General features: G+C 62.5%; 21 protein-coding genes. 11 read left to right on the top strand and 10 right to left on the bottom strand.

Features of this window, described 5'->3' with window-relative positions:
* Positions 1-109: 109 nt before the first annotated feature.
* The 3 genes from IB279_RS09800 to IB279_RS09790 form a co-directional block, all read right to left on the bottom strand.
* The gene (locus IB279_RS09800; RefSeq protein ID WP_034795052.1) at positions 110-754 is read right to left on the bottom strand and encodes an acyl-homoserine-lactone synthase; all 645 of its coding nucleotides are present in this window, start codon (positions 752-754) and stop codon (positions 110-112) included.
* Positions 755-894: 140 nt separating this feature from the next.
* The gene (locus IB279_RS09795; RefSeq protein ID WP_034795050.1) at positions 895-1632 is read right to left on the bottom strand and encodes a LuxR family transcriptional regulator; all 738 of its coding nucleotides are present in this window, start codon (positions 1630-1632) and stop codon (positions 895-897) included.
* 270 nt (positions 1633-1902) lie between these two features.
* Positions 1903-4215: an NADP-dependent malic enzyme gene (locus IB279_RS09790; protein WP_034795048.1), complete on the bottom strand. Its 2313-nt coding sequence runs from the start codon at positions 4213-4215 to the stop codon at positions 1903-1905.
* A 172-nt stretch (positions 4216-4387) separates the two neighbouring features.
* On the opposite strand from IB279_RS09790, the gene IB279_RS09785 reads away from it, so the two are divergent.
* Both IB279_RS09785 and IB279_RS09780 read left to right on the top strand, forming a co-directional pair.
* The gene (locus IB279_RS09785; RefSeq protein WP_034795046.1) at positions 4388-5227 is read left to right on the top strand and encodes a UDP-2,3-diacylglucosamine diphosphatase; all 840 of its coding nucleotides are present in this window, start codon (positions 4388-4390) and stop codon (positions 5225-5227) included.
* A 97-nt stretch (positions 5228-5324) separates the two neighbouring features.
* A complete protein-coding gene (locus IB279_RS09780; RefSeq protein ID WP_113188730.1) occupies positions 5325-6545 on the top strand; it encodes an MFS transporter in 1221 nt (406 codons plus the stop codon).
* On the opposite strand, the gene dgcA is transcribed toward IB279_RS09780, so the two are convergent.
* Positions 6497-7480, bottom strand: coding sequence for an N-acetyl-D-Glu racemase DgcA (gene dgcA, locus IB279_RS09775; protein ID WP_112976765.1), 984 nt, complete (start codon positions 7478-7480; stop codon positions 6497-6499). The two genes, IB279_RS09780 and dgcA, sit on opposite strands and share 49 nt — an antisense overlap.
* A 260-nt stretch (positions 7481-7740) precedes the next feature.
* Between dgcA and IB279_RS09770 the strand changes: the two genes are divergently transcribed.
* The 4 genes from IB279_RS09770 to IB279_RS09755 all read left to right on the top strand — a co-directional run bounded on the left by IB279_RS09770 (position 7741) and on the right by IB279_RS09755 (position 11854).
* The gene (locus IB279_RS09770; protein ID WP_162741274.1) at positions 7741-8868 is read left to right on the top strand and encodes an ABC transporter permease; all 1128 of its coding nucleotides are present in this window, start codon (positions 7741-7743) and stop codon (positions 8866-8868) included.
* Positions 8869-8890: 22 nt separating this feature from the next.
* Positions 8891-9700: an ABC transporter ATP-binding protein gene (locus tag IB279_RS09765; protein ID WP_060520788.1), complete on the top strand. Its 810-nt coding sequence runs from the start codon at positions 8891-8893 to the stop codon at positions 9698-9700.
* A gap of 82 nt (positions 9701-9782) precedes the next feature.
* The gene (locus IB279_RS09760; protein ID WP_113188728.1) at positions 9783-11153 is read left to right on the top strand and encodes an MlaD family protein; all 1371 of its coding nucleotides are present in this window, start codon (positions 9783-9785) and stop codon (positions 11151-11153) included.
* An 86-nt stretch (positions 11154-11239) separates the two neighbouring features.
* The gene (locus IB279_RS09755; RefSeq protein WP_113188727.1) at positions 11240-11854 is read left to right on the top strand and encodes an ABC-type transport auxiliary lipoprotein family protein; all 615 of its coding nucleotides are present in this window, start codon (positions 11240-11242) and stop codon (positions 11852-11854) included.
* Between the two features lie 16 nt (positions 11855-11870).
* Here IB279_RS09755 and IB279_RS09750 read toward each other — a convergent pair whose 3' ends face one another.
* Entirely contained in the window at positions 11871-12143 is a 273-nt protein-coding gene (locus IB279_RS09750) for a BON domain-containing protein (protein WP_113188726.1), read from the bottom strand.
* Positions 12144-12296: 153 nt separating this feature from the next.
* On the opposite strand from IB279_RS09750, the gene IB279_RS09745 reads away from it, so the two are divergent.
* A complete protein-coding gene (locus IB279_RS09745) occupies positions 12297-12473 on the top strand; it encodes a hypothetical protein (protein ID WP_156400740.1) in 177 nt (58 codons plus the stop codon).
* 143 nt (positions 12474-12616) lie between these two features.
* On the opposite strand, the gene hemF is transcribed toward IB279_RS09745, so the two are convergent.
* A complete protein-coding gene (hemF, locus tag IB279_RS09740; protein ID WP_192339182.1) occupies positions 12617-13528 on the bottom strand; it encodes an oxygen-dependent coproporphyrinogen oxidase in 912 nt (303 codons plus the stop codon).
* Positions 13529-13739: 211 nt separating this feature from the next.
* On the opposite strand from hemF, the gene IB279_RS09735 reads away from it, so the two are divergent.
* On the top strand, positions 13740-14000 hold the full coding sequence (locus IB279_RS09735) for a hypothetical protein (protein ID WP_034795016.1): 261 nt from the start codon (positions 13740-13742) through the stop codon (positions 13998-14000).
* A gap of 85 nt (positions 14001-14085) precedes the next feature.
* Here IB279_RS09735 and IB279_RS09730 read toward each other — a convergent pair whose 3' ends face one another.
* Both IB279_RS09730 and soxR read right to left on the bottom strand, forming a co-directional pair.
* Positions 14086-14325: a hypothetical protein gene (locus IB279_RS09730; protein WP_192339181.1), complete on the bottom strand. Its 240-nt coding sequence runs from the start codon at positions 14323-14325 to the stop codon at positions 14086-14088.
* 52 nt (positions 14326-14377) lie between these two features.
* Positions 14378-14848 carry a redox-sensitive transcriptional activator SoxR gene (gene soxR, locus IB279_RS09725; RefSeq protein WP_034795010.1) on the bottom strand — a complete coding sequence of 157 codons (471 nt, stop codon included), beginning with the start codon at positions 14846-14848 and terminating at the stop codon, positions 14378-14380.
* A gap of 77 nt (positions 14849-14925) precedes the next feature.
* Between soxR and IB279_RS09720 the strand changes: the two genes are divergently transcribed.
* On the top strand, positions 14926-15501 hold the full coding sequence (locus IB279_RS09720) for an NADPH-dependent FMN reductase (protein WP_112770867.1): 576 nt from the start codon (positions 14926-14928) through the stop codon (positions 15499-15501).
* A 75-nt stretch (positions 15502-15576) separates the two neighbouring features.
* Here IB279_RS09720 and IB279_RS09715 read toward each other — a convergent pair whose 3' ends face one another.
* Positions 15577-16038: a tRNA (cytidine(34)-2'-O)-methyltransferase gene (locus tag IB279_RS09715; protein ID WP_034795003.1), complete on the bottom strand. Its 462-nt coding sequence runs from the start codon at positions 16036-16038 to the stop codon at positions 15577-15579.
* Between the two features lie 6 nt (positions 16039-16044).
* Positions 16045-16617, bottom strand: a complete 573-nt coding sequence (locus IB279_RS09710) for a GNAT family N-acetyltransferase (RefSeq protein ID WP_089044123.1) — start codon at positions 16615-16617, stop codon at positions 16045-16047.
* A gap of 412 nt (positions 16618-17029) precedes the next feature.
* Between IB279_RS09710 and IB279_RS09705 the strand changes: the two genes are divergently transcribed.
* Together IB279_RS09705 and IB279_RS09700 are read left to right on the top strand one after the other, a co-directional pair.
* Positions 17030-18883 carry an ABC transporter ATP-binding protein gene (locus tag IB279_RS09705; RefSeq protein ID WP_060600799.1) on the top strand — a complete coding sequence of 618 codons (1854 nt, stop codon included), beginning with the start codon at positions 17030-17032 and terminating at the stop codon, positions 18881-18883.
* A gap of 120 nt (positions 18884-19003) precedes the next feature.
* Entirely contained in the window at positions 19004-20869 is a 1866-nt protein-coding gene (locus tag IB279_RS09700; RefSeq protein ID WP_060520713.1) for an ABC transporter ATP-binding protein, read from the top strand.
* Positions 20870-21147: the final 278 nt, after the last annotated feature.

Below are 21147 nucleotides of genomic sequence, written 5' to 3'. Positions count from 1 at the left end.
GCGGGTGGCTGCCAGCGGCATTCCTGTTTCGCCTCCATCATAGAGCTTGTCGTTGATCGTGCAACGACAAGCGACGGTTTGCGTTAACAGCGCAGATCGACTGACGCGCTTAGGCGGCGCGGGCGGTTTCCAGCGACATCGGACGTTCGAGCACGGTACCTTCGATGGCAGCGACCGCCTTCATCCGCGTGAGCAGATCCGGCGTTACTTCCCAGGCGACGGCAACCGCGAAAACGGAGCCGATGCGATGCGGTTCGGCGATACGCTCGCCCGGGCATCCCATGCGCCGGAACATGCGCTCCAGGAACACATCCGTCACCGTGACGATGTGGCTGATGCCGGAAGCAAGGCCCAGCTCGCCGACGCCGCACATCAGTTCGGCGGCCGCGACCGTCACCTGGTTCGACGCGCGGTCCTGCGAGATCTCGGGCTCGATGCAGAAGCGGCTGGATTCCCAGACCGAAGCGCTGCGGATTTCCGGATTATCGCCAAGCAGGATCGGGAAGGTATCGTCCAGCATGTTTGGGCCGAGTGTCGGTAGGAGGCGAAGCGCGCCGCGCAGCCGGCCGGTATCGGGCGCATAGGACAGGACGTAGAGCGGGTTTGCCTGGTCGTAGTTGTCGATTTCCCAGTCGCCTTCGGTCTGCACGTCCCATTTCAGGAAGTCGTGGAAGACGCGCTTGCGCAACCGGAACATGTCGTCGACGGCCGCCGGGTGTTGTGCGCGGGTCTTTCCGTTCAGGATCCTGATCATCGTTTTCTCCATCCGAGTTTGGGGATGGGGCGATGCTGTCAGGCTCGCGGCGGTTGCGTAACTGTCGCTAGCGACAGTTCAAATGCGCGATATTTGCCACTAGATTTCGAGGGGTTTCGGTGGAGGCGTATTGTCGGGTGTCAAACGGAGGGTATCAGAGCGTGTCGTACGGCCTGTGCCACAGCCTGAGTGTTGGAAACGACATTCAGCTTGCGTCGCGCATTGGTCATGAAGAAGCGCACGGTGCGCTCGGAAATGCCGAGGATCGTGGCGATTTCCCAATAGCTCTTGCCGGCGGCGGCCCAGGTCAGGACCTCGGTCTCGCGGCCGGTCAACCGCATCTCTCGGGTCGAAATGCTGCCGGCCATGGCGCCGTGCTCCAGCATGGCGGCATGGAAGAGATTGGCGGCCAGCTGGAAATCGCGCAGGTGATGGCGGCGATAGGTCGTCCATTCGCCGGCTGTCATGTTGACGTTGATTGCGAGCAACGCCATGCGCCCGGCGGGCGAGGGCAATGGCAAGGCGACGCCCTCAGTGGATATGCCGATTTCCTGGGCTGCCTGGAACAACGGTTCGCATTCCGGGAAGCGATGCCGCGCCATCGTCCATTCCACCGGCCGCACGCCGCCAAGCGCCAGCTTCAGGATCGGATCGATCCGGTGAAGGCTGCGGGCATGGTAAATCTCGGCAGCGTAGGCGCCGAAGGTGTGATGCAGCCGGCAAACCTTGAGCTCGTCCGCATAGGGCTCCGCTTCGAGATAGAGAAGATGGGCAATGCGGAAGGTTCGACGCATCAATGTGAAGAAATGAGCGGGCTCGACACAGCCGCCACATTCCAGGATTTCCAGCATGTCGAGGACAGCCTGCTGCTCAGTCATGCCACAACACCGAATCTCGTCCGAGGCCCCAGCATGGTTAGAGGTTCACCTTTTGTCCAGCGCAAACTTTCCCGATTGGTGTGTAATACCAATTGTGCACGCCTTGATTGTAGTCGTCGATCGGCCGCGTGACAGGGGCTGATTCGCGGGTGATCTGCAAAACCAGCGATGCCGCGCCTGAAGCAGGCGCGACATCCGGATACGGTTTTGCCGGCGCCGGCATGGCGCCCGAATGCAGCGAAGACCGGTGGCGATCTCCGCGTTGCCATCTCAACCCGGATGGCTGGCTTCGACCACCGCCAGAGCCGCCATGTTGACGACGCCGCGTGAGGTGACGGACGGCGACAGGATATGGGCGGGAAGCGCCGAGCCGAGCAGGATCGGGCCGACATGCAGGCTGTCGGTCATGGTCTTGACGACACCGAGCGTGATGTTGGCGGCATCGAGATTGGGGAAGACCAGCAGGTTGGCTTCGCTCGACAGGCTGCTGTCCGGCATGACGCGCTGGCGCAACGCTTCCGAGATCGCCGCATCGCCGTGCATTTCGCCGTCGACCTCGAGATCGGGCGCGAGTTCCCGCACGAGCTGCAGCGCCGTGCGCATCTTGGTGGCGCTCTCCGAATCGCGCGAACCGAAGTTCGAATGCGAGACGAGGGCGGCGCGCGGGGTGATGCCGAAGCGGCGGATTTCCTGTGCCGCCATGACCGTCGTCTGGGCGATCTCTTCGGCGCTCGGGCAGTAGCTCACATAGGTGTCGGTGAAGAAAGTTGCGCCGCGCTGCGAGATCAGCAGGCTCAAGGCCGAGAAATCGAGCACGCCGTCGCGCTTGCCGATGATCTGCGATACGTCGCGCAGGTGCTTGCTGTAGCGCCCTTCGACGCCGCAGATCAACGCATCGGCTTCGCCGCGCTTGACCGAGAGCGCGCCGATGACGGTCGTGTTGGTGCGCACGATCGTGCGGGCGGCTTCCGGGATGACGCCGAGACGGCCGACGAGGGCAAAATAGTCCTCGACATAGTCGCGGTAGCGCGGATCGCCTTCGGGGTTGACCACCTCGAAATCGACATCCGGACGGATGCGCAGGCCATAGCGACGCAGGCGCGTCTCGATGATCTGCGGACGGCCGATCAGGATCGGGCGGGCCGTGCCTTCTTCGAGCAACACCTGGGCGGCGCGCAGCACGCGTTCGTCTTCGCCTTCGGCAAAGATAACCCGGTTCTTCTGGGCGTTCTTGGCGGCGGCAAAGACGGGCTTCATGATGAAGCCCGAGCGGAAGACGAAGCGGTTCAGCTTGTCGAGATAGGCGTCATAGTCCTGGATCGGACGGGTGGCGACGCCGCTTTCCTCGGCTGCCTTCGCAACCGCCGGCGCGATACGCAGGATAAGGCGCTGATCGAACGGCGAGGGGATCAGGTAGTCCGGGCCGAAGACCGGGGTCTCGCCGGAATAGGCGCGGGCGGCAACATCGGAAGGCTCTTCGCGGGCAAGACCGGCGATGGCGCGTACGGCCGCCATCTTCATTTCTTCGTTGATCGTGCTTGCGCCGCAGTCGAGCGCGCCGCGGAAGATATGCGGGAAGCAGAGAACGTTGTTGACCTGGTTCGGGAAGTCCGAGCGGCCGGTGCAGATCATCGCGTCCGGACGGGCTTGGCGGGCGGCTTCCGGCATGATTTCCGGCGTCGGATTGGCGAGCGCCATGATCAGCGGCTTTTCGGCCATCTGCGCCAGCAGTTCCGGCTTCAGGACGCCGGCGGCCGAAAGGCCGAGGAAGACGTCAGCGCCGCCGATGCTGTCGGCAAGCACGCGGTTGCTGCTATCCTGCTCGTAGACGGACTTCCATTCGTCCATCAGTACCTCGCGGCCCTTGTAGACGAGGCCTTCGAGGTCATGGACCCAGATGTTTTCGCGCTTGGCGCCGAGCGTCACGAGAAGGTTGAGACAGGCGAGTGCGGCGGCACCTGCGCCCGAGGTGACGATCTTGGCGGTCGCGATGTCCTTGCCGGCGAGTTCGAGGCCGTTGAGGATGGCGGCGGCGACGATGATCGCGGTTCCGTGCTGGTCGTCGTGGAAGACCGGGATCTGCATCTTTTCACGCAGGCGCCGCTCCACCTCGAAACATTCGGGCGCCTTGATGTCTTCAAGGTTGATGCCGCCGAAGGTCGGCTCGAGCGCCGAGATTACGTCGACCATGCGCTCGATGCTCGACGCGTCGATTTCGATGTCGAAGACGTCGATGCCGGCAAACTTCTTGAAGAGGACGGCCTTGCCCTCCATGACGGGCTTGGAAGCCAGCGGACCGATATTGCCGAGACCGAGGACGGCCGTGCCGTTGGAGATGACCGCGACCAGGTTGGCGCGCGCTGTGTAATCGGCGGCTGTTTCCGGATTGTCACGAATGGCGATGCAGGGGGCTGCAACCCCTGGCGAATAGGCAAGCGCCAGGTCGCGCTGGTTGCCAAGCGGCTTGGTGGGCTGGATTTCGAGCTTTCCCGGGCGTGGGTAACGGTGGAAGAAAAGGGCCTGCTGGTCGATGTCGCCGCTGGCCGGACCGGTATGGGATTTCGTCTTGTCGCCCGTATTCATGCTCTCACATTCCTCATTCGTGGTCGTGCCTTTTGGCATGAATTCGAAGCGAGGTACAGTTTTGCAGTGTTGATTTCGCGGGGGAACCGGTGACGCAATGTTGATGTCATCTTCCTGAAACACGAGTCTGGTTTCACGAAGGCAGAAAGCATAACCTGAAGACGAGGCTCGCATGATGGCGGCGCAGCAAGACAACTCCGTACGAAAGCTCAGGACGTTGTTCATCTCGGACGTCCATCTCGGCTCGAAGGCCGCCAAGACCGACTACCTGCTCGACTTCCTGCGGCATCATGAAGCGGAGACGATCGTTCTGGTCGGCGACATCGTCGACGGATGGCGGCTGAAGCGCAGCTGGTACTGGCCGCAGAACTGCAACGACGTGGTGCAAAAGCTCCTGCGCAAGGCGCGCAAGGGCGCCCGCATCGTTTACATCCCCGGTAATCACGATGAATTCCTGCGCGACTTTCCGGGCGTGCATTTCGGCGGCATCGAGGTGGCGCAACGCTACATGCACGAGGGGGCCGACGGCCGTAAATATCTCGTGCTGCACGGCGACGAATTCGACGTCGTCGTGCGCAACGCCCGCGTGCTCGCCTATCTCGGCGATTGGGCCTACGACACGGCGATCGCCATCAATATCGGGCTTGCTGCGGTCCGCCGACGTCTCGGCATGCCCTATTGGTCGTTCTCGTCCTGGGCGAAGCTTCAGGTCAAGCACGCCGTCAACTTCATCGGCGAGTTCCAGAAGGTGGTCGCCGAGGAGGCGCGCCGTCACGATGCGCAGGGCGTGATCTGTGGTCATATCCACCATGCTGTCATCGAGGAGATCGGCGACATCCGCTACATCAACACCGGCGACTGGGTGGAAAGCTGCACGGCGATTGCCGAGCACCACGACGGCACGATGGAACTGATCACCTGGCACCAGATGCGCGGTGGCGCCAGCGAAGGCGAAGCCTCTGGTGAAGCGGACAAACTGCTCGCCCAACTGCTGACCCAGCGCGCGGCCTGACCTTCGCGGCGCAGCGATATTACTGTCGCGAAAACTAGGTTATGGCGAGGGGCGCCCGGCTCGTGCTAGAGATTGGGCACAGCCATCAGGTCAGACGATGATTCCCTTCCAAGCGCCCGCCTATGTGGGCCCTCCGCCGCGCCATTTTGCGCTTCGCATTGCTTTGCTCTTCTGTGCGCCGCTGATCGTCAACGGCTTCGCGATGCCATATTTCCCGATGTGGCTGAGCACGCTGTCGATGAGCGACTTCGAGATCGGCGTCGTTCTGGCGTTGCCGATGTTCGTGCGCGTCATCACGGCGCCGATCGCCGGCGTCATTGCCGATAGGCTCGGCGAGCGGGCGATCGTCCTGATCTGGTCCGGTTTCCTGTCGCTCGCAACGGCCGTGGTTCTGTTCTATTTCCGCGAATTCTGGCCGGTGCTGCTGATCTATACGCTGCAGTCGGCCGTCTATTCTCCCTATGTGCCGATCGTCGAGGCGATCGCGCTTTCAGGCGTGCGGCGCTGGGGCTTCGACTACGCCCATATGCGGCTCTGGGGCTCGGTCGCCTTCATCGGCGCGACGATGCTCGGCGGCTGGATGGTGGGCATCTTCGGCAGCGACATGGTGCTGCCGGCGATGGCGATCGGCTTCGGCCTGACGATCATCATGGCCTATGCCGCGCCACGAGTCGGCAAGCCGCGGCGGCCGTCACCGATCACGGCATTGACGGAGCCGCCGCCGAAGTCGCTGCGGCAGCTCGACCTGCAGTTGCTGCTGATCGGGGTGACGCTGGTCAACGCCAGCCACGCGATGCTCTTTGCCTTCTCGGCGATCTATTGGCAGCACATCGGCTACAGCGGTACCGAGATCGGCCTGCTCTGGAGCGCGGGCGTCGCGGCGGAAGTGACGATGTTCATCTTCGCCAAGGCGATCAGCCGCCGTTTCAGCGTCTGGGTGATGATCCTGTCCGGCTGCTTTCTCGCCGTGGTGCGCTGGATCATCTTCCCGATGGATCTCGGCTTCAGCGGCTATTTCATCCTGCAGTGCTTCCACGCCTTCACCTATGCGATCATGCACACCGGCATGCAGCACAAGCTGGTCGAGCGGGTGGTGGAATCACAGGAAGCGTCGGCGCAGGGGCTCTACTTCTTCTATACCGGTATCTTCACCGCGATCTTCACGTTCCTGTCCGGCTATTTCTACGCCTGGTACGGGGTGAACGGCTTCTATTCAATGTCGGTCGTCGCCTTTGCCGGCTGCTGCTTTGCCGTCGCTGCCTGGTATCTTCAACCCCAGAGGCGCGGCTCCGGCGGGAAGACAAGCGACGCCTCGTAGCGCAGGCCGGGCTCGCGATCCTGCGCCAGCAGCAGCGGCCCGTCGAGATCGACGAAATCCGCGCCTTGAGCCACCAGGATCGCCGGCGCCATCGCGAGCGAACTGCCGACCATGCAGCCGACCATGACCTTGAGCCCGAGCGAGACCGCCTCATCGCGCATGCGCAGTGCCTCGGTCAGGCCGCCGGTCTTGTCGAGCTTGATGTTGACGGCGTCGTAACGCCCGACGAGAGCAGCGAGGTCGCCGGTCGCGTGCACGCTTTCATCAGCGCAGATCGGAACGGGACGGGCGATCGTTGCCAACGCCTCGTCGCGGCCAGCGGGAAGCGGTTGCTCGATCAGGTCGATCCGTTCCTCGGCGCAGATCGCAAAGTGATAGGCAAGCGTTTCGGGCGTCCAGCCCTCGTTGGCGTCGAGGATGATGCGGCTTTCCGGTGCGCCGGCGCGCACCGCACGGATGCGGGCAGCATCATCCGACGTGCCGACCTTGACCTTGAGGAGCGCGCGGTGGGCATATTTGGCGGCCTGCTCGCGCATCGCGTCGGGCTCGGCAAGCGAAAGCGTATAGGCCGTGGTCAATGCTTCCGGTGAAGAAATGCCGGCAAGAACATGGGCCGACTTGTTTTTCTGCTTTGCTTCCAGATCCCACAGCGCGCAATCGACGGCGTTGCGGGCAGCACCCGGCTTCATCTCGCGCTGCAGGTCGGCGCGGCTGAGCCCGGCCTCGATGTGGTGGCGGATGGCGGCGATTTCGGCGAGCACCGTGTCGATTGTCTCGCCGTAGCGGCCGTAGGGAACGCATTCGCCGGAGCCCGTATGGACATCGTCTGCGATGCGGCAAGTGACGACGCTTGCCGTCGTCTTGGAGCCGCGCGAGATCGTAAACGTGCCCGCAATCGGGAAATGTTCCACGGTGGCATCGAGGGAAAGTGACATGAAAGCGTCTCCGGCAGGTAATCTGTTGGCCCGGCGTCATAGCGCCGCAACGTTCGGGTGACAGCAAAGGTGCGAGCCGTTATGACGGTGGAAGGATTTACGAATCTTTACACAGCCGTTGCCTCCGGTCGGACGCGCAACAGTCGTGGTAACACTTTAGGTCTGCTGCACAATCTTGTCCTCAAATCTATCGAGATTGGACGAGTTTTGCAGAGGCAAATCGGGATAACAGAAGACACGTGTCGCAAGCCGCCCGCAAGATGACCGCCGATGTCGCGCTGTCCGAGAGTGGCGGCGGGCGAAGCTATGTCTTCACCGGCACCTGGCGGCACGAGACGGCCGAAGCGATGGCGGCAAAGCTCGACGGCCTTGCGCGCAAGGGCGACGGGGCCGCGCGGTTCGATCTGTCCGGCGTGACGGCGATGGATACCGCAGGCGCCTGGATCATCCGCCGCTTCATGACCCGTGTCGTCGGCCCGTCGCGCGACAACGTTCATTTCGCCGAAGGCGGACAGCGCTATGTCGAGCTGATCGACGCCCTGCCGGCTGAGCTGCGCTCACCGGAAAAGAACGGCGAACGGCTGCCGCTGTTTCAGCGCATCTTCGCCCCGGTCGGCGAGGTCATGGCGGCGACGTGGGAAGATATCGTCGCTGCGATGTACATCCTGGGGTCCGCGGTGCGCGGCGCCCAGCTTAAGCTTGGACGGCACAGCGGCGTCTCGCCGGCGGCGATCGTCCACCAGATCGACCGCATGGGCGTGAAAGCCGTGCCGATCATCACGCTGATGTCGTTCCTGATCGGCGCCATCATCGCCCAGCAGGGCGCGTTCCAGCTGCGCTATTTCGGCGCCGAGGTCTTCGTCGTCGATCTCGTCGGCATCCTGCAGCTCCGTGAAATCGGGGTGCTGCTGACCGCGATCATGATCGCTGGCCGCTCCGGCAGCGCGATCACCGCCGAAATCGGCTCGATGAAGATGCGTGAAGAGGTGGATGCGCTGAAGGTGATGGGGTTGAGCCCGGTCGGCGTACTCGTATTTCCGCGCCTCGTGGCGCTGACCGTCGCGCTGCCGCTCTTGACGATCATCGCAAACTTCGCGGCGCTCGTCGGTGCGGCGCTCGTTGCCTGGGGCTATTCCGGCATCACGATTCCAACCTTCCTTGCCCGATTGCAGGAAGCCATCGATTTTTCGTCGATCGCCGCCGGCATGATCAAGGCGCCGTTCATGGCGCTCATCATCGGGGTCGTGGCAGCCGTCGAGGGCTTGAAGGTTGGCGGCAGCGCGGAGTCGCTCGGCCGCCACGTGACGTCTTCAGTGGTCAAGTCGATCTTCGTCGTGATCCTGATCGACGGGCTCTTCGCCATGTTCTACGCGGCCATTGATTTCTGATGCGGAGAACAGCGTGAACCCAATCGAAAAGAGTCACGAGGGGTACCAGCCGACCGAGGCGAACGGGCGCGAGGCCGTGCTTTCCGTTCGCGACCTGACGGTCGGTTTCGGCTCCAACATCGTGCTCGACAAGCTGAACCTCGAGATCTACCGCGGCGAAATCCTCGGCTTCGTCGGAGCGTCCGGCACCGGCAAGTCGGTGCTGATGCGCACGGTTCTGAGGTTGCTTGCGAAGCGGTCCGGCAAGATCGAAATCCTCGGCGCGGACTACGACAACATCACCGAGGGCGAACGCATCGCGCTCGACATGCGTCTTGGCGTTCTCTTCCAGCACGGAGCGCTGTTTTCGGCGCTGACGGTGCGCGAGAACATCCAGGTGCCCATGCGCGAATATCTCGACCTGCCGCAGAGCCTCATGGACGAGCTGGCGCGGGTGAAGATCGAGCTGGTCGGCCTTGCGCCGGAGGCGGCGGAAAAGTACCCGTCGGAGCTTTCGGGCGGCATGATCAAGCGCGCCGCACTTGCGCGCGCGCTGGCGCTCGATCCGGACCTGGTCTTCCTCGACGAGCCGACCTCGGGGCTCGATCCGATCGGGGCGGCGGAGTTCGACGAGTTGATCGCCAAGCTGCGCGACACGCTGGGATTGACCGTGTATATGGTGACTCACGACCTCGACAGCCTCTTTTCGGTCTGCGACCGCATCGCGGTTCTCGGGAAGAAGAAGGTCCTGGTCGAAGGCACGGTGGAAGACATGCTGGCCTGCGACGATCCGTGGGTGCAGTCCTATTTCCGTGGCAAGCGGGCACGATCGATCGTGCGGAACGATCAATGAATCTTGAGAAGCCGATTTTGATGCCCAGGCGTCGAGATCGGAGGTAGAGCCGGTGAAGCGGCCACGAAGGTAGTCGGTACGAATGGAAACGAAAGCGAACTACGCCATTGTCGGTTTCTTCACGGTGTTCGTGGTCGCAGCCGCATTCGGCTTCGTCTACTGGATGTCGCAGTATGGCCGTAGCGGCGAGATGGTCGAGCTCGTGGTCAACATTCCGGGGTCGGCCAACGGCCTTTCGGTCGGCTCTCCAGTGCGCTTCAACGGCATTCCCGTCGGCACGGTTCGCAACCTCGCGATCGATGCCAACGATCCGCGTTATTCGATCGCGCTGACCGAGGTTTCGGTCGACGCGCCGGTGCTCAAGTCGACCAAGGCGACGCTGGAAGTGCAAGGCCTGACCGGTGCGGCCTATATCGAACTCAGCGGTGGCCACAAGGGCGACGAAAACATCCTGAAGACCGCGATCGAGAAGGGTACGCAGGCGCGTATCCTTGCGGACCAGTCGAGCGTCACCAGCCTACTCGCGACGGCCGACCAGATTATGGACCGCGCCAACAGCGCCATCACCGACATCCAGGGCTTCGTCACCGACGTGCGCGGTCCGCTGACCAAGACAATCGGTAATGCCGAGACGTTTTCGAATGCGCTCGCGAACAATTCCGGCGCGATCGATGACTTCCTGAAGAGCGTGACGGAACTCTCCGGTTCGGTGAGTGCTGCGTCCAAGAAGCTCGATTCGACTCTGGAATCTGCCGAAACTCTGGTGAAATCGGTGGATCCGAAGAAGATCGATCAGATTGTCTCGAACGTCGAGCAGATCAGCACCGACCTGAAGGCTGCCTCGAGCGGCGTTTCCGAAACCATCGCTGCCTTCCGGCGCACGGTTGAAACCTACGAGCAATTCGGCAAGAACGCCCAGAAGACGCTGGAGCGGGTCGATACGCTGGTGGCCTCGGTCGACAAGCAGAAGGTGGAGCTCGTTGTCAACGACATCACGGCGGCGACGGCCGACGCCCGCAAGACGGTGGCCAACATCTCGCAGTTCGCCGACAAGATCACGGCGCGCCAGCAGGACATCGACCGCACGATCACCGACGTCACGCAGCTGGCAAGCAAGCTCAACGCTTCGGCCAACCGGGTCGACAGCATTCTCGTCAAGGTCGACGGTTTCCTCGGCGATGCGGACGCGCCGTCGCTTTCGGCTGACGCCCGCGCGACGCTCGCCTCGTTCCGCAAGATGGCGGACAATCTGAACGCCCAGATCGGCCCGATTGCGGAGAACCTCAAGCGCTTCTCGAATTCGGGGCTGCGCGACGTCGAGGCGCTCGTCACCGATACGCGCCGCACGGTGCAGAGCCTCGAGAACACGATCTCGACGTTCGACAAGGATCCGCAACGCCTTCTCTTTGGCGGCGAGACGGTAAAGCAATATGATGGCCGCACCCGACGCTGAGTCGGTGGGCACAGCCGGCGTGGGGCCGGGTGGTGTGTTTCGATACGGAATGCGCCGAAGTTGTGTGGGACAAAGGTAACGGCAGTATGAGTTTTCCAGGGCTGGTGGGCGTGCGAGTAGCGGGAGCGTGGCGCTCCGCCCTGATGATCATGCTGGCAGCAGGACTTGCTGGCTGCGGTACCAAAGCGGTCAACGACACCTACAGTCTTTCGGCAAGGCCGGCCGTCGAAGGTCGCGCATCGACCGGCAAGCAGATCCTCGTGCCGGAGCCGACGGCTCTGAAGGCGCTCGACAGCGATCAGGTCGTCATCCGTCTCTCAGGCGCGGAACTGCAATATCTCGCCAAGGCTCAGTGGAGCGACCGCCTGCCGAAGCTGGTACAGGCGAAGCTCGTGCAGGCCTTCGAGGACACGGGCAAGATCGGCGGCGTCGGCAAGCCCGGCCAGGGCCTGGCGATCGACTACCAGGTCATCACCGAAATCCGCGCCTTCGAGATTTCGACCGAGGGCGCCGACACGGCCAATGTCGAAATCTTCGCCAAGATCCTCAACGATCGCAACGGCACGGTGCTGGCGCAAAAGGCGTTTCACGCCACGGCCGCGGTCAGGGGCACGGGCAACACGGCCTTCATCAAGGCCATGGATCAGGCCTTCGCCAATGTTTCGGCAGAAATCGTCAGCTGGACGCTCGGCTCCATCTGAGGAACCGAGGACGCTTCTATCTTGCGGTGACCGTCTCGATCCGGTTGATCACTTCCGCGACGCCTTGCACCTGTTTTGCCGCCTCTTCGGCGCGGAAAACTTCGCCTTCGGTCGCCACGAAACCGGCAAGCACAATGGTGTTGCCTTTGGCGGTAACAGTGACATCGGCTGCATCGAGGCCGGGCGTGACCGCCAGGAGATGGGCGACGCCGCGCTCCAGTTCGGCCGGGTGATCGGCCACCTGCCGCTCCGGTTCATCTCCGTAAAATGTCCGTTTCTTGAAGATCATTGTTTTCACCTCGCTCGACGAAGGTGAAACGCCTGATAGCGGGCTTTGTTCGCCTGTTTCATTCGAAACAGCGGGGTGGGACTGATCCGTGCGATGGCTCGTTTCAGGCGACGGGCGGCTCCGTCGCGGTCGGATTACACGGGGATATACAAAATGCGCAGTTCTTGCTTCGCCATGGCTCTGGCGACGACGATGGCACTTGCCTTGGCCATGCCGGCGAAGGCCGCGAACTATAGCTACGGCTGCAAACCGAGCTGCGTCGTCAAAACCGAACGGGCTTATGGCGCCGACGGTAAGGTCTTCTGGAAGAAGGTGCGGATCTGCAAATGACGTCAGGGAAGGTCCAAAGACCTTCGTTCGGAACGACCGTGGTCAGTGAGCCACTCATAGGTTCGGACACGCTGTGAATGGTCCGGAGAGAAGCGCGTCTGCGCGGTGGAGCGCTTCTCTCATTTTGTGGACTGCCGGCGAGATTACGGCCAGCGGACCACCGGGGGCAGGGACGACAGGATCGACTCGACATTGCCGCCGGTCTTCAGGCCGAAGATGGTGCCGCGATCGTAGAGCAGGTTGAACTCGACATAGCGGCCGCGGCGCACCAGCTGTTCGTCGCGGTCGTTTTCGGTCCAGGGCGCATTGAAATTGGTGCGCACGATCTTCGGATAGACGATGGCGAACGCCTTGCCGACATCACGGGTGAAGGCGAAATCGGCGTCCCAGCCGCCTTGCTCTTCCGAGGAATGCAGCCAGTCGTAGAAGATGCCACCGGTTCCGCGCGCCTCTTTGCGATGGGGCAGGAAGAAGTAGTCGTCACACCACTTCTTGAACTTGGCATGGTCGGCGACCGCATGGCGCCCGCAAGTGATCTCCATCGCGCGGTGGAAGAGCTGCGTGTCGGGATCCGTCATGACGCGACGGCGATCGAGCACCGGAGTGAGGTCGGCGCCGCCGCCGAACCAGTTGCTGGTCGTCACCACCATGCGGGTGTTCATGTGAACGGCCGGCACGTTGGGATTGACCGGATGCGCGATCAGCGAAATGCCCGAAGCCCAGAAACGGGGATCTTCGGCTGCACCCGGGATCTGGCTGCGGAATTCGGGCGAGAACTCGCCGTAAACGGTCGAGGTGTGCACGCCGACCTTTTCGAAGACGCGGCCTTCCATCATCGACATGCGGCCACCGCCGCCCTTGCCATCCTCACGGCTCCAGTCCTTGGCAACGAAGCGCCCGGGGGGACGGTCGGAAAGCGGCCCGGTCAGCTCATCCTCCACCGCCTCGAAGGCGGCGCAGATGGTGTCGCGCAGCCCTTCGAACCATGCACGCGCCTCCGCCTTCTTGTCTTCGATGTCTGCGGGGAGCCCCTGGGGTAGCTGCGGTCGTTCCATGAAATTACGTCCTGTTGGCGGGATTTCCCGATGAGATGCCGCCGATTCGATTGAAGTCGCCACAGTTCACACTTTGGCGCTGATGGCAACGGCGGTCCAGCGCTTCGGCCACTCGGTCGCGGCGTGTCCTTGGCCTCGGCGAAACCCGCCTACACAAAGCTCTGGCAAAGGCAGGCTTGCCTCACTATCTTACAATCCAGAGGTATAGCCCATGGCAAGAATACCTGCAGGCCCGCCGCTCGATGGATTGCGGCGGCAGATCGCCCGGCATCGCCGGGAAAATCCGACACGAGGCGACGGCCTTTTCGTGCGGGAAACCTTTCGGCTCGACCGCAGTGCTGCCCGTGCAAAAGCGCGGGAATGGTTCGACACCTGGCCGAAGGCCGCCTACTGGACCGAGGTGGAAAGCTGGCGCCAGCTCGAGGGCGACGAGATCGAGTTTACGATGCGCCGCCTGCCGACCGCGGATTGATCCATCGCCCCTGCCGCTTTTTCTGAGATCACCGGTCACGTCAACAAACGCGCCAGATTCCCTGCGAGCCAAGGTAGCACAGCGCTCAACCTCGATTTCGATCCTGAACATAAATCAGAGTTTTTCCGAGAAGAATCAATAGATTAATGATGGCTACCAGCCCGAGTATCACGGTCCCCAGGGCAAGCGCCAGGAATGTATTGACGGCGCATTGCTGATCCCCTGCGGCGCATGCGCGATCGTCAAGATAATAGAACCATGAGAACAGGATGAGAGCGAGAAGAGGAAGGACTATCGCAACTCGGCCTCTTAGTTCTGACTTCATCTTCTTTTCCGCACAATGACCATGCGTAGGCACCTTTGGTCGTGGCGGCCGCTCAAGGGTGGCTGTCTTCATCCATGAGCCTTGGGCCGGCGCCTTCCATCGACAGCACGTCGTGCGGATTGCGCAGAGGACATTCGCGCAGCGACAGGCAGCCGCAGCCGATGCAGCTCGTCAGATGGTCGCGCAACGCCATCAGGCTGGCGATGCGTTCGTTCAGCTGTTCGCGCCAGTTTTCGGACAATCTGCCCCAATCCTCGACCGTCAGCGGACGATCGTCCGGCAAAACCGACAAAGCGTCCTGGATCTCCGACAATGGAATGCCGGTGCGCTGCGCCACCTTGATGACGGCGACGCGCCTGAGCACGCCGCGCGGATAGCGGCGCTGGTTGCCGCGGGTGCGGTTGCTGCGGATCAGCCCCTTGGCCTCGTAGAAATGCAGGGTGGAGACGGCGACGCCGCTGCGCTCCGCCACTTCGCCCACGGTCAGTTCGCGGCGCAATTCGCTTTGTTTCACAATCGTCATAACGGCTATTGACCTCAACTAATCTTGAGGTTTTATAGCATTGGCTCCATGACTGAGACAACAGGAGCTTGATCCCCATGACTGAGAAAATGACCCTCGCCGTGATCTATGGCAGCGCGCGGCAGGGTCGCTTCTGCGACACGGTCGCCAATTGGCTGATCCGGGAACTATCGGCTTCCGACACCTTCTCCCTGACGATCATCGACCCGGCGCGGCTCAGAATGTCGCGCGGCCTTGGCGCGGCGGTCAATCCCGGCGAATGGCTGGAGCGCAAGATCGCCGAGGCGGATGCCTTCATCGTCGTTACGCCCGAATACAACCACGGCTACCCGGCGGCGCTGAAGGAACTGATCGACTCTGTCTACGAGCCCTGGCACGCAAAGCCGGTCGCCTTCGTCTCTTACGGCGGCGCCTCGGGCGGCATTCGCGCGGTCGAGCAATTGCGCCAGGTGTTTGGAGAGTTGCACACGGTGACACTGCGCGACGGCGTGGCCTTCCCGAAGGCGTGGTCGAAGTTCGATGCTGCCGGCAACCTCTATAAACCGGAGGAGCTCCGCGCGCCGCTGTTTTTGATGATGGATCGCCTGACCTGGTGGGCGCGGGTGCTGAAGCAGGCGCGCAAGAGCAAACCTTACAACGAAGTCGCGGCGTAACGTTGAAGACGAGGGCTCTCGGCCGGGCCCTCAAAGGCTCGGCCTGCCGCCAAGGAGACGGCTATGGAGACGGTATCAAATCGGCGAAACCTGCCGGATCGCTTCGCCCGCAATCATCGCGGCGGAGATCGCGATGTTCAGCGAGCGCTGGCCGTCGGCCATCGGAATGAGGATGCGGCCATCGGCGCGCTCGTGCACGTGATCGGGCACGCCGGCGCTTTCCCGCCCGAAAAGCAGGATGTCGTCTGGGCGGAAATCATAGCGCGTATAGGGCAGGGCAGCCTTGGTGGAGGCGAGCACCAGCCGACGTCCGCTCGCCGAGCGCCACTCTTCGAAGCGCTCCCAGTTGACGTGACGAGTGAGCGCCACCGACGCGATGTAGTCCATGCCGGCGCGCTTCAGGTTTCGGTCGGAGAGGTCGAAGCCGGCCGGCTCGATCACATCGACCGAAAGCCCGAGACAGGCGGCCATGCGCAGGATCGTGCCGGTATTGCCGGGAATATCGGGCTGGTAGAGGGCGATGCGCAGATTGCTCACGTCAGGTTACTCGTTTCCGGGGGCGTTGCGCCGCGTATCGAAATCCGCAGCCAGGATGCCCATCATGATGTCGTCGTGCCACTCACCGTCGATCAGCGCCGATTCGCGTTCGCGGCCCTCGATCGAGAAACCGGACTTGAGATAGGCCGCAATCGCCCGCTCGTTGAAGGCGAGGACCCTCAGCGAGACCCGATGAAGGGCAAGTTCGTCGAAGGCATAGGCCAATACCCGCTTGATGACCGCCGTGCCAAGACCCTTGCCAAGGCGATCCGGATCGAAAATGCCGATGGCGAAGTTCGCGCGGCGATCGGCGCGGTTAATGTTGTCGAGCCGCACTTCGCCGACGAGGCCGTCCTGATCGATGATCCAGGCGGCCGGATGTTCGGCGATGCGCGTTACCCAGGCGGCCGCTTCACCGTGGCCGAAGAGGCCGGGAAACGACCTGCCCGAACCGAACATCCGGTAGATATCCGGATGGCGGCCGAGCCTCAGGCGCGCGTCTGCGTCACCCTCGCGGGGGCGCCGCAGGAGAAAGCCGACACCTTGAAGGTCAGGAGGCGCGTCCGATGAAGCGATCATCCTTGTTCTCCGCTGCGAAACATCCGGCGCTGCTTGCTTTTGAGGTCGCTCATATTGCCTGCGCTAATCTGTGCCGAAACGGCAACAGCGGTCGGAGCGATGAAAAATTGGGCAAGAAAGTGCCTGCGACAATCTGGCATGCGAGCGCGAATAAGGGTAGAGATCGGACCTCTTCAACGCGAACCGACGGAGGCAAACATGAATGTATTGATGTTGACACGCCTTCCTGGAGTAGTGGGCCACCGTTTGGCCTGACCGGTTCCGCGACCTATCTTTTAACCGAGATCGACGCGCTTCCGGGACTCCGGAAGACGAAGCCCTTTGCGGGCTGCATTTCCGGACTGACTTTTTCATCATAAGAATGCGGGGCGAAATCCCGCTTTCCTTCAAAATACTCTGAAGGAGCAATGTTATGTTTGGCTGGTTTGAATCCCGCCTCAATCCCTATCCGCCGGAGGAGCCGACGGTTCCGCCGAAGACTCTGTTCGGCTTCTGCTGGCACTACTCCAAGCCGGCTGCGCCGTGGCTCATCATCATGTCCGTCTGTACGGCGCTGATCGCCATTGGCGAAGTGGCGCTGTTCCAGTTCCTCGGCAACATGGTGGACTGGCTGTCGAGCGCCGACCGCGAGAGCTTCCTCGCCGCCGAAAGCGGACGGCTGTTCTGGATGGGTGCGCTCGTCCTCATCGGCCTGCCGGGCCTCGTGGCGATCGATTCGCTGATCATGCATCAGGTGCTGCTCGGCAACTATCCGATGATCGCCCGCTGGCAGATGCACCGCTACCTGCTGCGCCAGAGCATGACCTTCTTTGCCAACGAGTTCGCCGGACGCGTGGCAACGAAAGTCATGCAGACGTCACTAGCCGTGCGCGAAACCGTGATGAAGATCCTCGACGTCTTCGTCTATGTCGTCAGCTACTTCGTCACGATGCTCGCCGTCGTCGCCACCGCCGACTGGCGGCTGGTGATCCCGCTCGGCATCTGGCTGGCAATCTACATCTGCATCGTCAGCTATTTTGTGCCGCGGCTGCAGAAGATCTCCAAGGAGCAGGCGGACGCGCGCTCGATGATGACCGGCCGGATCGTCGACAGCTACACCAATATCGGTACGGTCAAGCTGTTCTCGCATGCCGGCCGCGAGGAAGGCTATGCGCGCGACGGCATGGACGGCTTCCTCGACACCGTGCATCGCCAGATGCGCAAGGTGACGCTGTTCCACGTGCTGGTCTATGCCAACAACAGTATCGCGCTCTTTGCGATCGCAGCGCTTGGCATCCATCTGTGGCTGACGAGTGCGATCTCCGTCGGCGCGATCGCGATCGCCGTCGGCCTTGCGATGCGCATCAACGGCATGTCGCAGTGGATCATGTGGGAAGTCTCGGCGCTGTTCGAGAATATCGGCACGGTCTATGACGGCATCGGCATGATGACCAAGGCGCACGACATCGTCGACGAGCCGGACGCCAAGGCGCTGACAGCGGACAAGGGGGCGATTGCCTTCGACAACATCCGCTTCCACTACGGCAAGGCCAAGGGTGTCATCGATCACCTGTCGCTCGATATCAAGCCGGGTGAGAAGATCGGCCTCGTCGGTCGCTCGGGTGCGGGCAAGACGACGCTGATGAACCTGCTGTTGCGCTTCTACGACCTGGAGGACGGTGCGATCCGGATCGACGGCAAGGATATCTCCACCGTCACGCAGGACAGCCTGCGCTCGCAGATCGGCGTCGTGACGCAAGACACCTCGCTCTTGCACCGCTCCATTCGCGACAACATCGCCTATGGCCATCCGGAAGCGGACGACGAGGCGATCATTGCGGCGGCCAAGAAGGCGAACGCCTGGGACTTCGTCCAGGGGCTCGAGGATAACCAGGGCCGCAAGGGCCTGGACGCGCAGGTCGGGGAACGCGGCGTCAAGCTCTCCGGCGGCCAGCGCCAGCGTATCGCGATCGCGCGCGTGTTCTTGAAGGACGCGCCGATCCTGATCCTCGACGAGGCGACCTCGGCGCTCGATTCCGAAGTCGAACAGGCGATCCAGGAGAACCTGTTCGCGCTGATGGCCGGCAAGACGGTGATCGCGATCGCCCACCGCCTGTCGACGCTGACGGAGATGGACCGGCTGGTGATCCTCGAGGCCGGCCGCATCGTCGAGACCGGCTCGCATGCCGAGCTCGTTGCCCATGGCGGTCTCTACGCCGACCTCTGGTCTCGCCAGTCGGGTGGCTTCATCGCCGACGACGTCGAGAAGGAAGAGGCCGCAGAGTAAGCAACCTGAGGCCCGCCGTTCGAAAGAGCGGCGGGCCTCTTTGTTAGATGTTACGCATTTGTAATCTGCAATTGTGTCGAAACCGATTGCTGTTCCTGCCGAACCGCCTATATCGGAACCATGCTCAGCGCCATCGTCAGCCTCTTCGAGAACTGGATCAAGCCCTTCGCACCGCGCGAGCGCCTGCAGCCGCCGAAATCGCTCTGGGGGTTTGCCTGGTTCTACGCCAGACAGGCCAAGGGACCGTTCATCGCTATGGCCGTCTTGGGCGGCCTCGTCGCCATGCTGGAGGCGGGTCTTTTCTACTTCGTCGGGCGGCTCGTCGATCTGCTCGACACCGTGAAGCCGGAAGCTGGCTGGAGCGGGTTGATCGCCGCCAATGGCCCGGAGCTTCTGTTCATGCTCCTGACGGTCATGGTCTTCCGTTTCATCGCGGTGTCGTTGGCGGCGCTCGTCGAAGAACAGGCGATCACGACAGGCTTTTTGAACCTGGTGCGTTGGCAATCCTACGTGCACGTCGCCCGGCAGTCGCTGACCTTCTTCCAGAACGACTTTTCCGGCCGCATCGTCACCAAGGTCTGGGCCGGCGCGCAGGCAACGAGCGACCTGCTCGTCTCGCTGCTGCAGGTCGTCTGGTTCATCGTCATCTACACGGCGTCCACCATGGCGCTGGTGGCGCAGCTCGACTGGCGTCTGGCCGCGATGGTCGGCTTCTGGATCGTCGTCTTCCTGGTGCTGGCGCGCTTTTTCGTTCCACGCATCCGCAAGCACGCCCGCGATACCGCCGAAATGGCGTCGATGCTGAACGGTCGCATGGTCGATGCCTATTCCAACATCCAGACATTGAAGCTCTTCGGGCGCGACGAGGAGAACGACCGCTATATCCGCGGCGGCTTCGACCGGTTCCAGCGCGCGGTCATCCCGTTCACGCGGCTCTTGACGGCCGTGCGCGCCTCGCTGGCACTGCTTTCCGGCTTGATGATCACGGCGATCGCGGTCTACGCCATCCATCTCTGGCTCGCAGGCTCGATCAGTTCCGGCGCGGTCGCCTTCACGCTGGCACTGGTGCTCCGGCTCAACATGCTGCTTGGCCGCATGATGACGCAGTTCAACTCGATCATGCGCAACATCGGCACGATCCAGAACTCGGCCGAACTGGTCTCTCAGCCGATCGGTCTCGTCGATCGGCCCGACGCGACGGAACTGGCCGTGAGCAAGCCGGAAATCCGCTTCGAGCACGTCCGCTTCCACTACGGCAAGGGCGACCGCGTCATCGACGATTTCTCGCTTGTGGTGCGCCCGGGCGAGAAGGTGGGCATCGTCGGTCGCTCGGGCGCCGGCAAGTCGACGCTCGTCAACCTCCTGCTGCGCTTCTACGATCTTGAAAGCGGGCGCATCCTGATCGACGGCCAGGATATCGCATCCGTCAGGCAAGAGTCGCTGCGCGCCCAGGTCGGCATGGTCAGCCAGGATACTTCACTTCTGCACCGCTCGATCCGCGACAACATCCTCTTCGGCCGTCCCGACGCGAACGAGGAGCAACTGATCGCTGCGGCGCGGAAAGCCGAAGCCTACGACTTCATCGCCGACCTTCAGGACCAGCGCGGCCACAAGGGGCTCGACGCCCATGTGGGCGAGCGCGGCGTCAAGCTTTCGGGCGGACAGCGGCAGCGCATCGCGATCGCCCGGGTGATGCTGAAGGATGCGCCGATCCTCGTGCTCGACGAGGCGACCTCGGCGCTCGATTCCGAAGTCGAAGCGGCGATCCAGTCCAATCTCGACCGCCTGATGCAGGGCAAGACGGTGCTCGCGATCGCGCACCGGCTGTCGACGATCGCCGCGCTCGACCGGCTGGTGGTAATGGACAAGGGGCGGATCGTCGAACAGGGAACGCACGCCGAACTTGTCGCCCGCGGCGGGCTTTACGCCGGGCTCTGGACACGCCAGTCCGGCGGATTTCTCGCCCGGGAAGAGGCGGCGGAGTAGGGCGCTCTAAGGACGCCTTCAAGCCCATCCGGCGGGCGCAAATTCCGCCCAACTGATGGCCGTCAAGTCCTTGTGCCAATTGGCCGCGCTTTTCCCCGCGACAATCTGCCCACATGCCCTTGTCAAGGCTGGACATAATTTGCGATCAAGCATAGAACGCGCCGGATTGACGGGGATTCTGCGTGCTGTGCGCGCGCCGATTCTTTTCGGATTCTGTGCCGATGTCGCATTTGCAACCGCAAGGCGACGGGGCGACAGCACTATGAATAGGGCGTGGT

Origin of the sequence: Ensifer sp. ENS06 (genome assembly GCF_014852205.1) — a bacterium.
Classification (GTDB): Bacteria; Pseudomonadota; Alphaproteobacteria; order Rhizobiales; family Rhizobiaceae; genus Ensifer; species Ensifer adhaerens.
Note: the sequence above shows the minus strand (reverse complement) of the source record. Positions and strands in the feature narration are given on the sequence as shown.

What these genes read in the sequence shown, in the direction of transcription:
- IB279_RS09800 (WP_034795052.1), bottom strand. Translation starts at nt 754, where the DNA reads ATGATCAGGATCCTGAACGGAAAGACCCGCGCACAACACCCGGCGGCC.
- IB279_RS09795 (WP_034795050.1), bottom strand. Translation starts at nt 1,632, where the DNA reads ATGACTGAGCAGCAGGCTGTCCTCGACATGCTGGAAATCCTGGAATGT.
- IB279_RS09790 (WP_034795048.1), bottom strand. Translation starts at nt 4,215, where the DNA reads ATGAATACGGGCGACAAGACGAAATCCCATACCGGTCCGGCCAGCGGC.
- IB279_RS09785 (WP_034795046.1), top strand. Translation starts at nt 4,388, where the DNA reads ATGATGGCGGCGCAGCAAGACAACTCCGTACGAAAGCTCAGGACGTTG.
- IB279_RS09780 (WP_113188730.1), top strand. Translation starts at nt 5,325, where the DNA reads ATGATTCCCTTCCAAGCGCCCGCCTATGTGGGCCCTCCGCCGCGCCAT.
- dgcA (WP_112976765.1), bottom strand. Translation starts at nt 7,480, where the DNA reads ATGTCACTTTCCCTCGATGCCACCGTGGAACATTTCCCGATTGCGGGC.
- IB279_RS09770 (WP_162741274.1), top strand. Translation starts at nt 7,741, where the DNA reads ATGACCGCCGATGTCGCGCTGTCCGAGAGTGGCGGCGGGCGAAGCTAT.
- IB279_RS09760 (WP_113188728.1), top strand. Translation starts at nt 9,783, where the DNA reads ATGGAAACGAAAGCGAACTACGCCATTGTCGGTTTCTTCACGGTGTTC.
- IB279_RS09755 (WP_113188727.1), top strand. Translation starts at nt 11,240, where the DNA reads ATGAGTTTTCCAGGGCTGGTGGGCGTGCGAGTAGCGGGAGCGTGGCGC.
- IB279_RS09750 (WP_113188726.1), bottom strand. Translation starts at nt 12,143, where the DNA reads ATGATCTTCAAGAAACGGACATTTTACGGAGATGAACCGGAGCGGCAG.
- IB279_RS09745 (WP_156400740.1), top strand. Translation starts at nt 12,297, where the DNA reads ATGCGCAGTTCTTGCTTCGCCATGGCTCTGGCGACGACGATGGCACTT.
- hemF (WP_192339182.1), bottom strand. Translation starts at nt 13,528, where the DNA reads ATGGAACGACCGCAGCTACCCCAGGGGCTCCCCGCAGACATCGAAGAC.
- IB279_RS09735 (WP_034795016.1), top strand. Translation starts at nt 13,740, where the DNA reads ATGGCAAGAATACCTGCAGGCCCGCCGCTCGATGGATTGCGGCGGCAG.
- IB279_RS09730 (WP_192339181.1), bottom strand. Translation starts at nt 14,325, where the DNA reads ATGAAGTCAGAACTAAGAGGCCGAGTTGCGATAGTCCTTCCTCTTCTC.
- soxR (WP_034795010.1), bottom strand. Translation starts at nt 14,848, where the DNA reads ATGACGATTGTGAAACAAAGCGAATTGCGCCGCGAACTGACCGTGGGC.
- IB279_RS09720 (WP_112770867.1), top strand. Translation starts at nt 14,926, where the DNA reads ATGACTGAGAAAATGACCCTCGCCGTGATCTATGGCAGCGCGCGGCAG.
- IB279_RS09710 (WP_089044123.1), bottom strand. Translation starts at nt 16,617, where the DNA reads ATGATCGCTTCATCGGACGCGCCTCCTGACCTTCAAGGTGTCGGCTTT.
- IB279_RS09705 (WP_060600799.1), top strand. Translation starts at nt 17,030, where the DNA reads ATGTTTGGCTGGTTTGAATCCCGCCTCAATCCCTATCCGCCGGAGGAG.
- IB279_RS09700 (WP_060520713.1), top strand. Translation starts at nt 19,004, where the DNA reads ATGCTCAGCGCCATCGTCAGCCTCTTCGAGAACTGGATCAAGCCCTTC.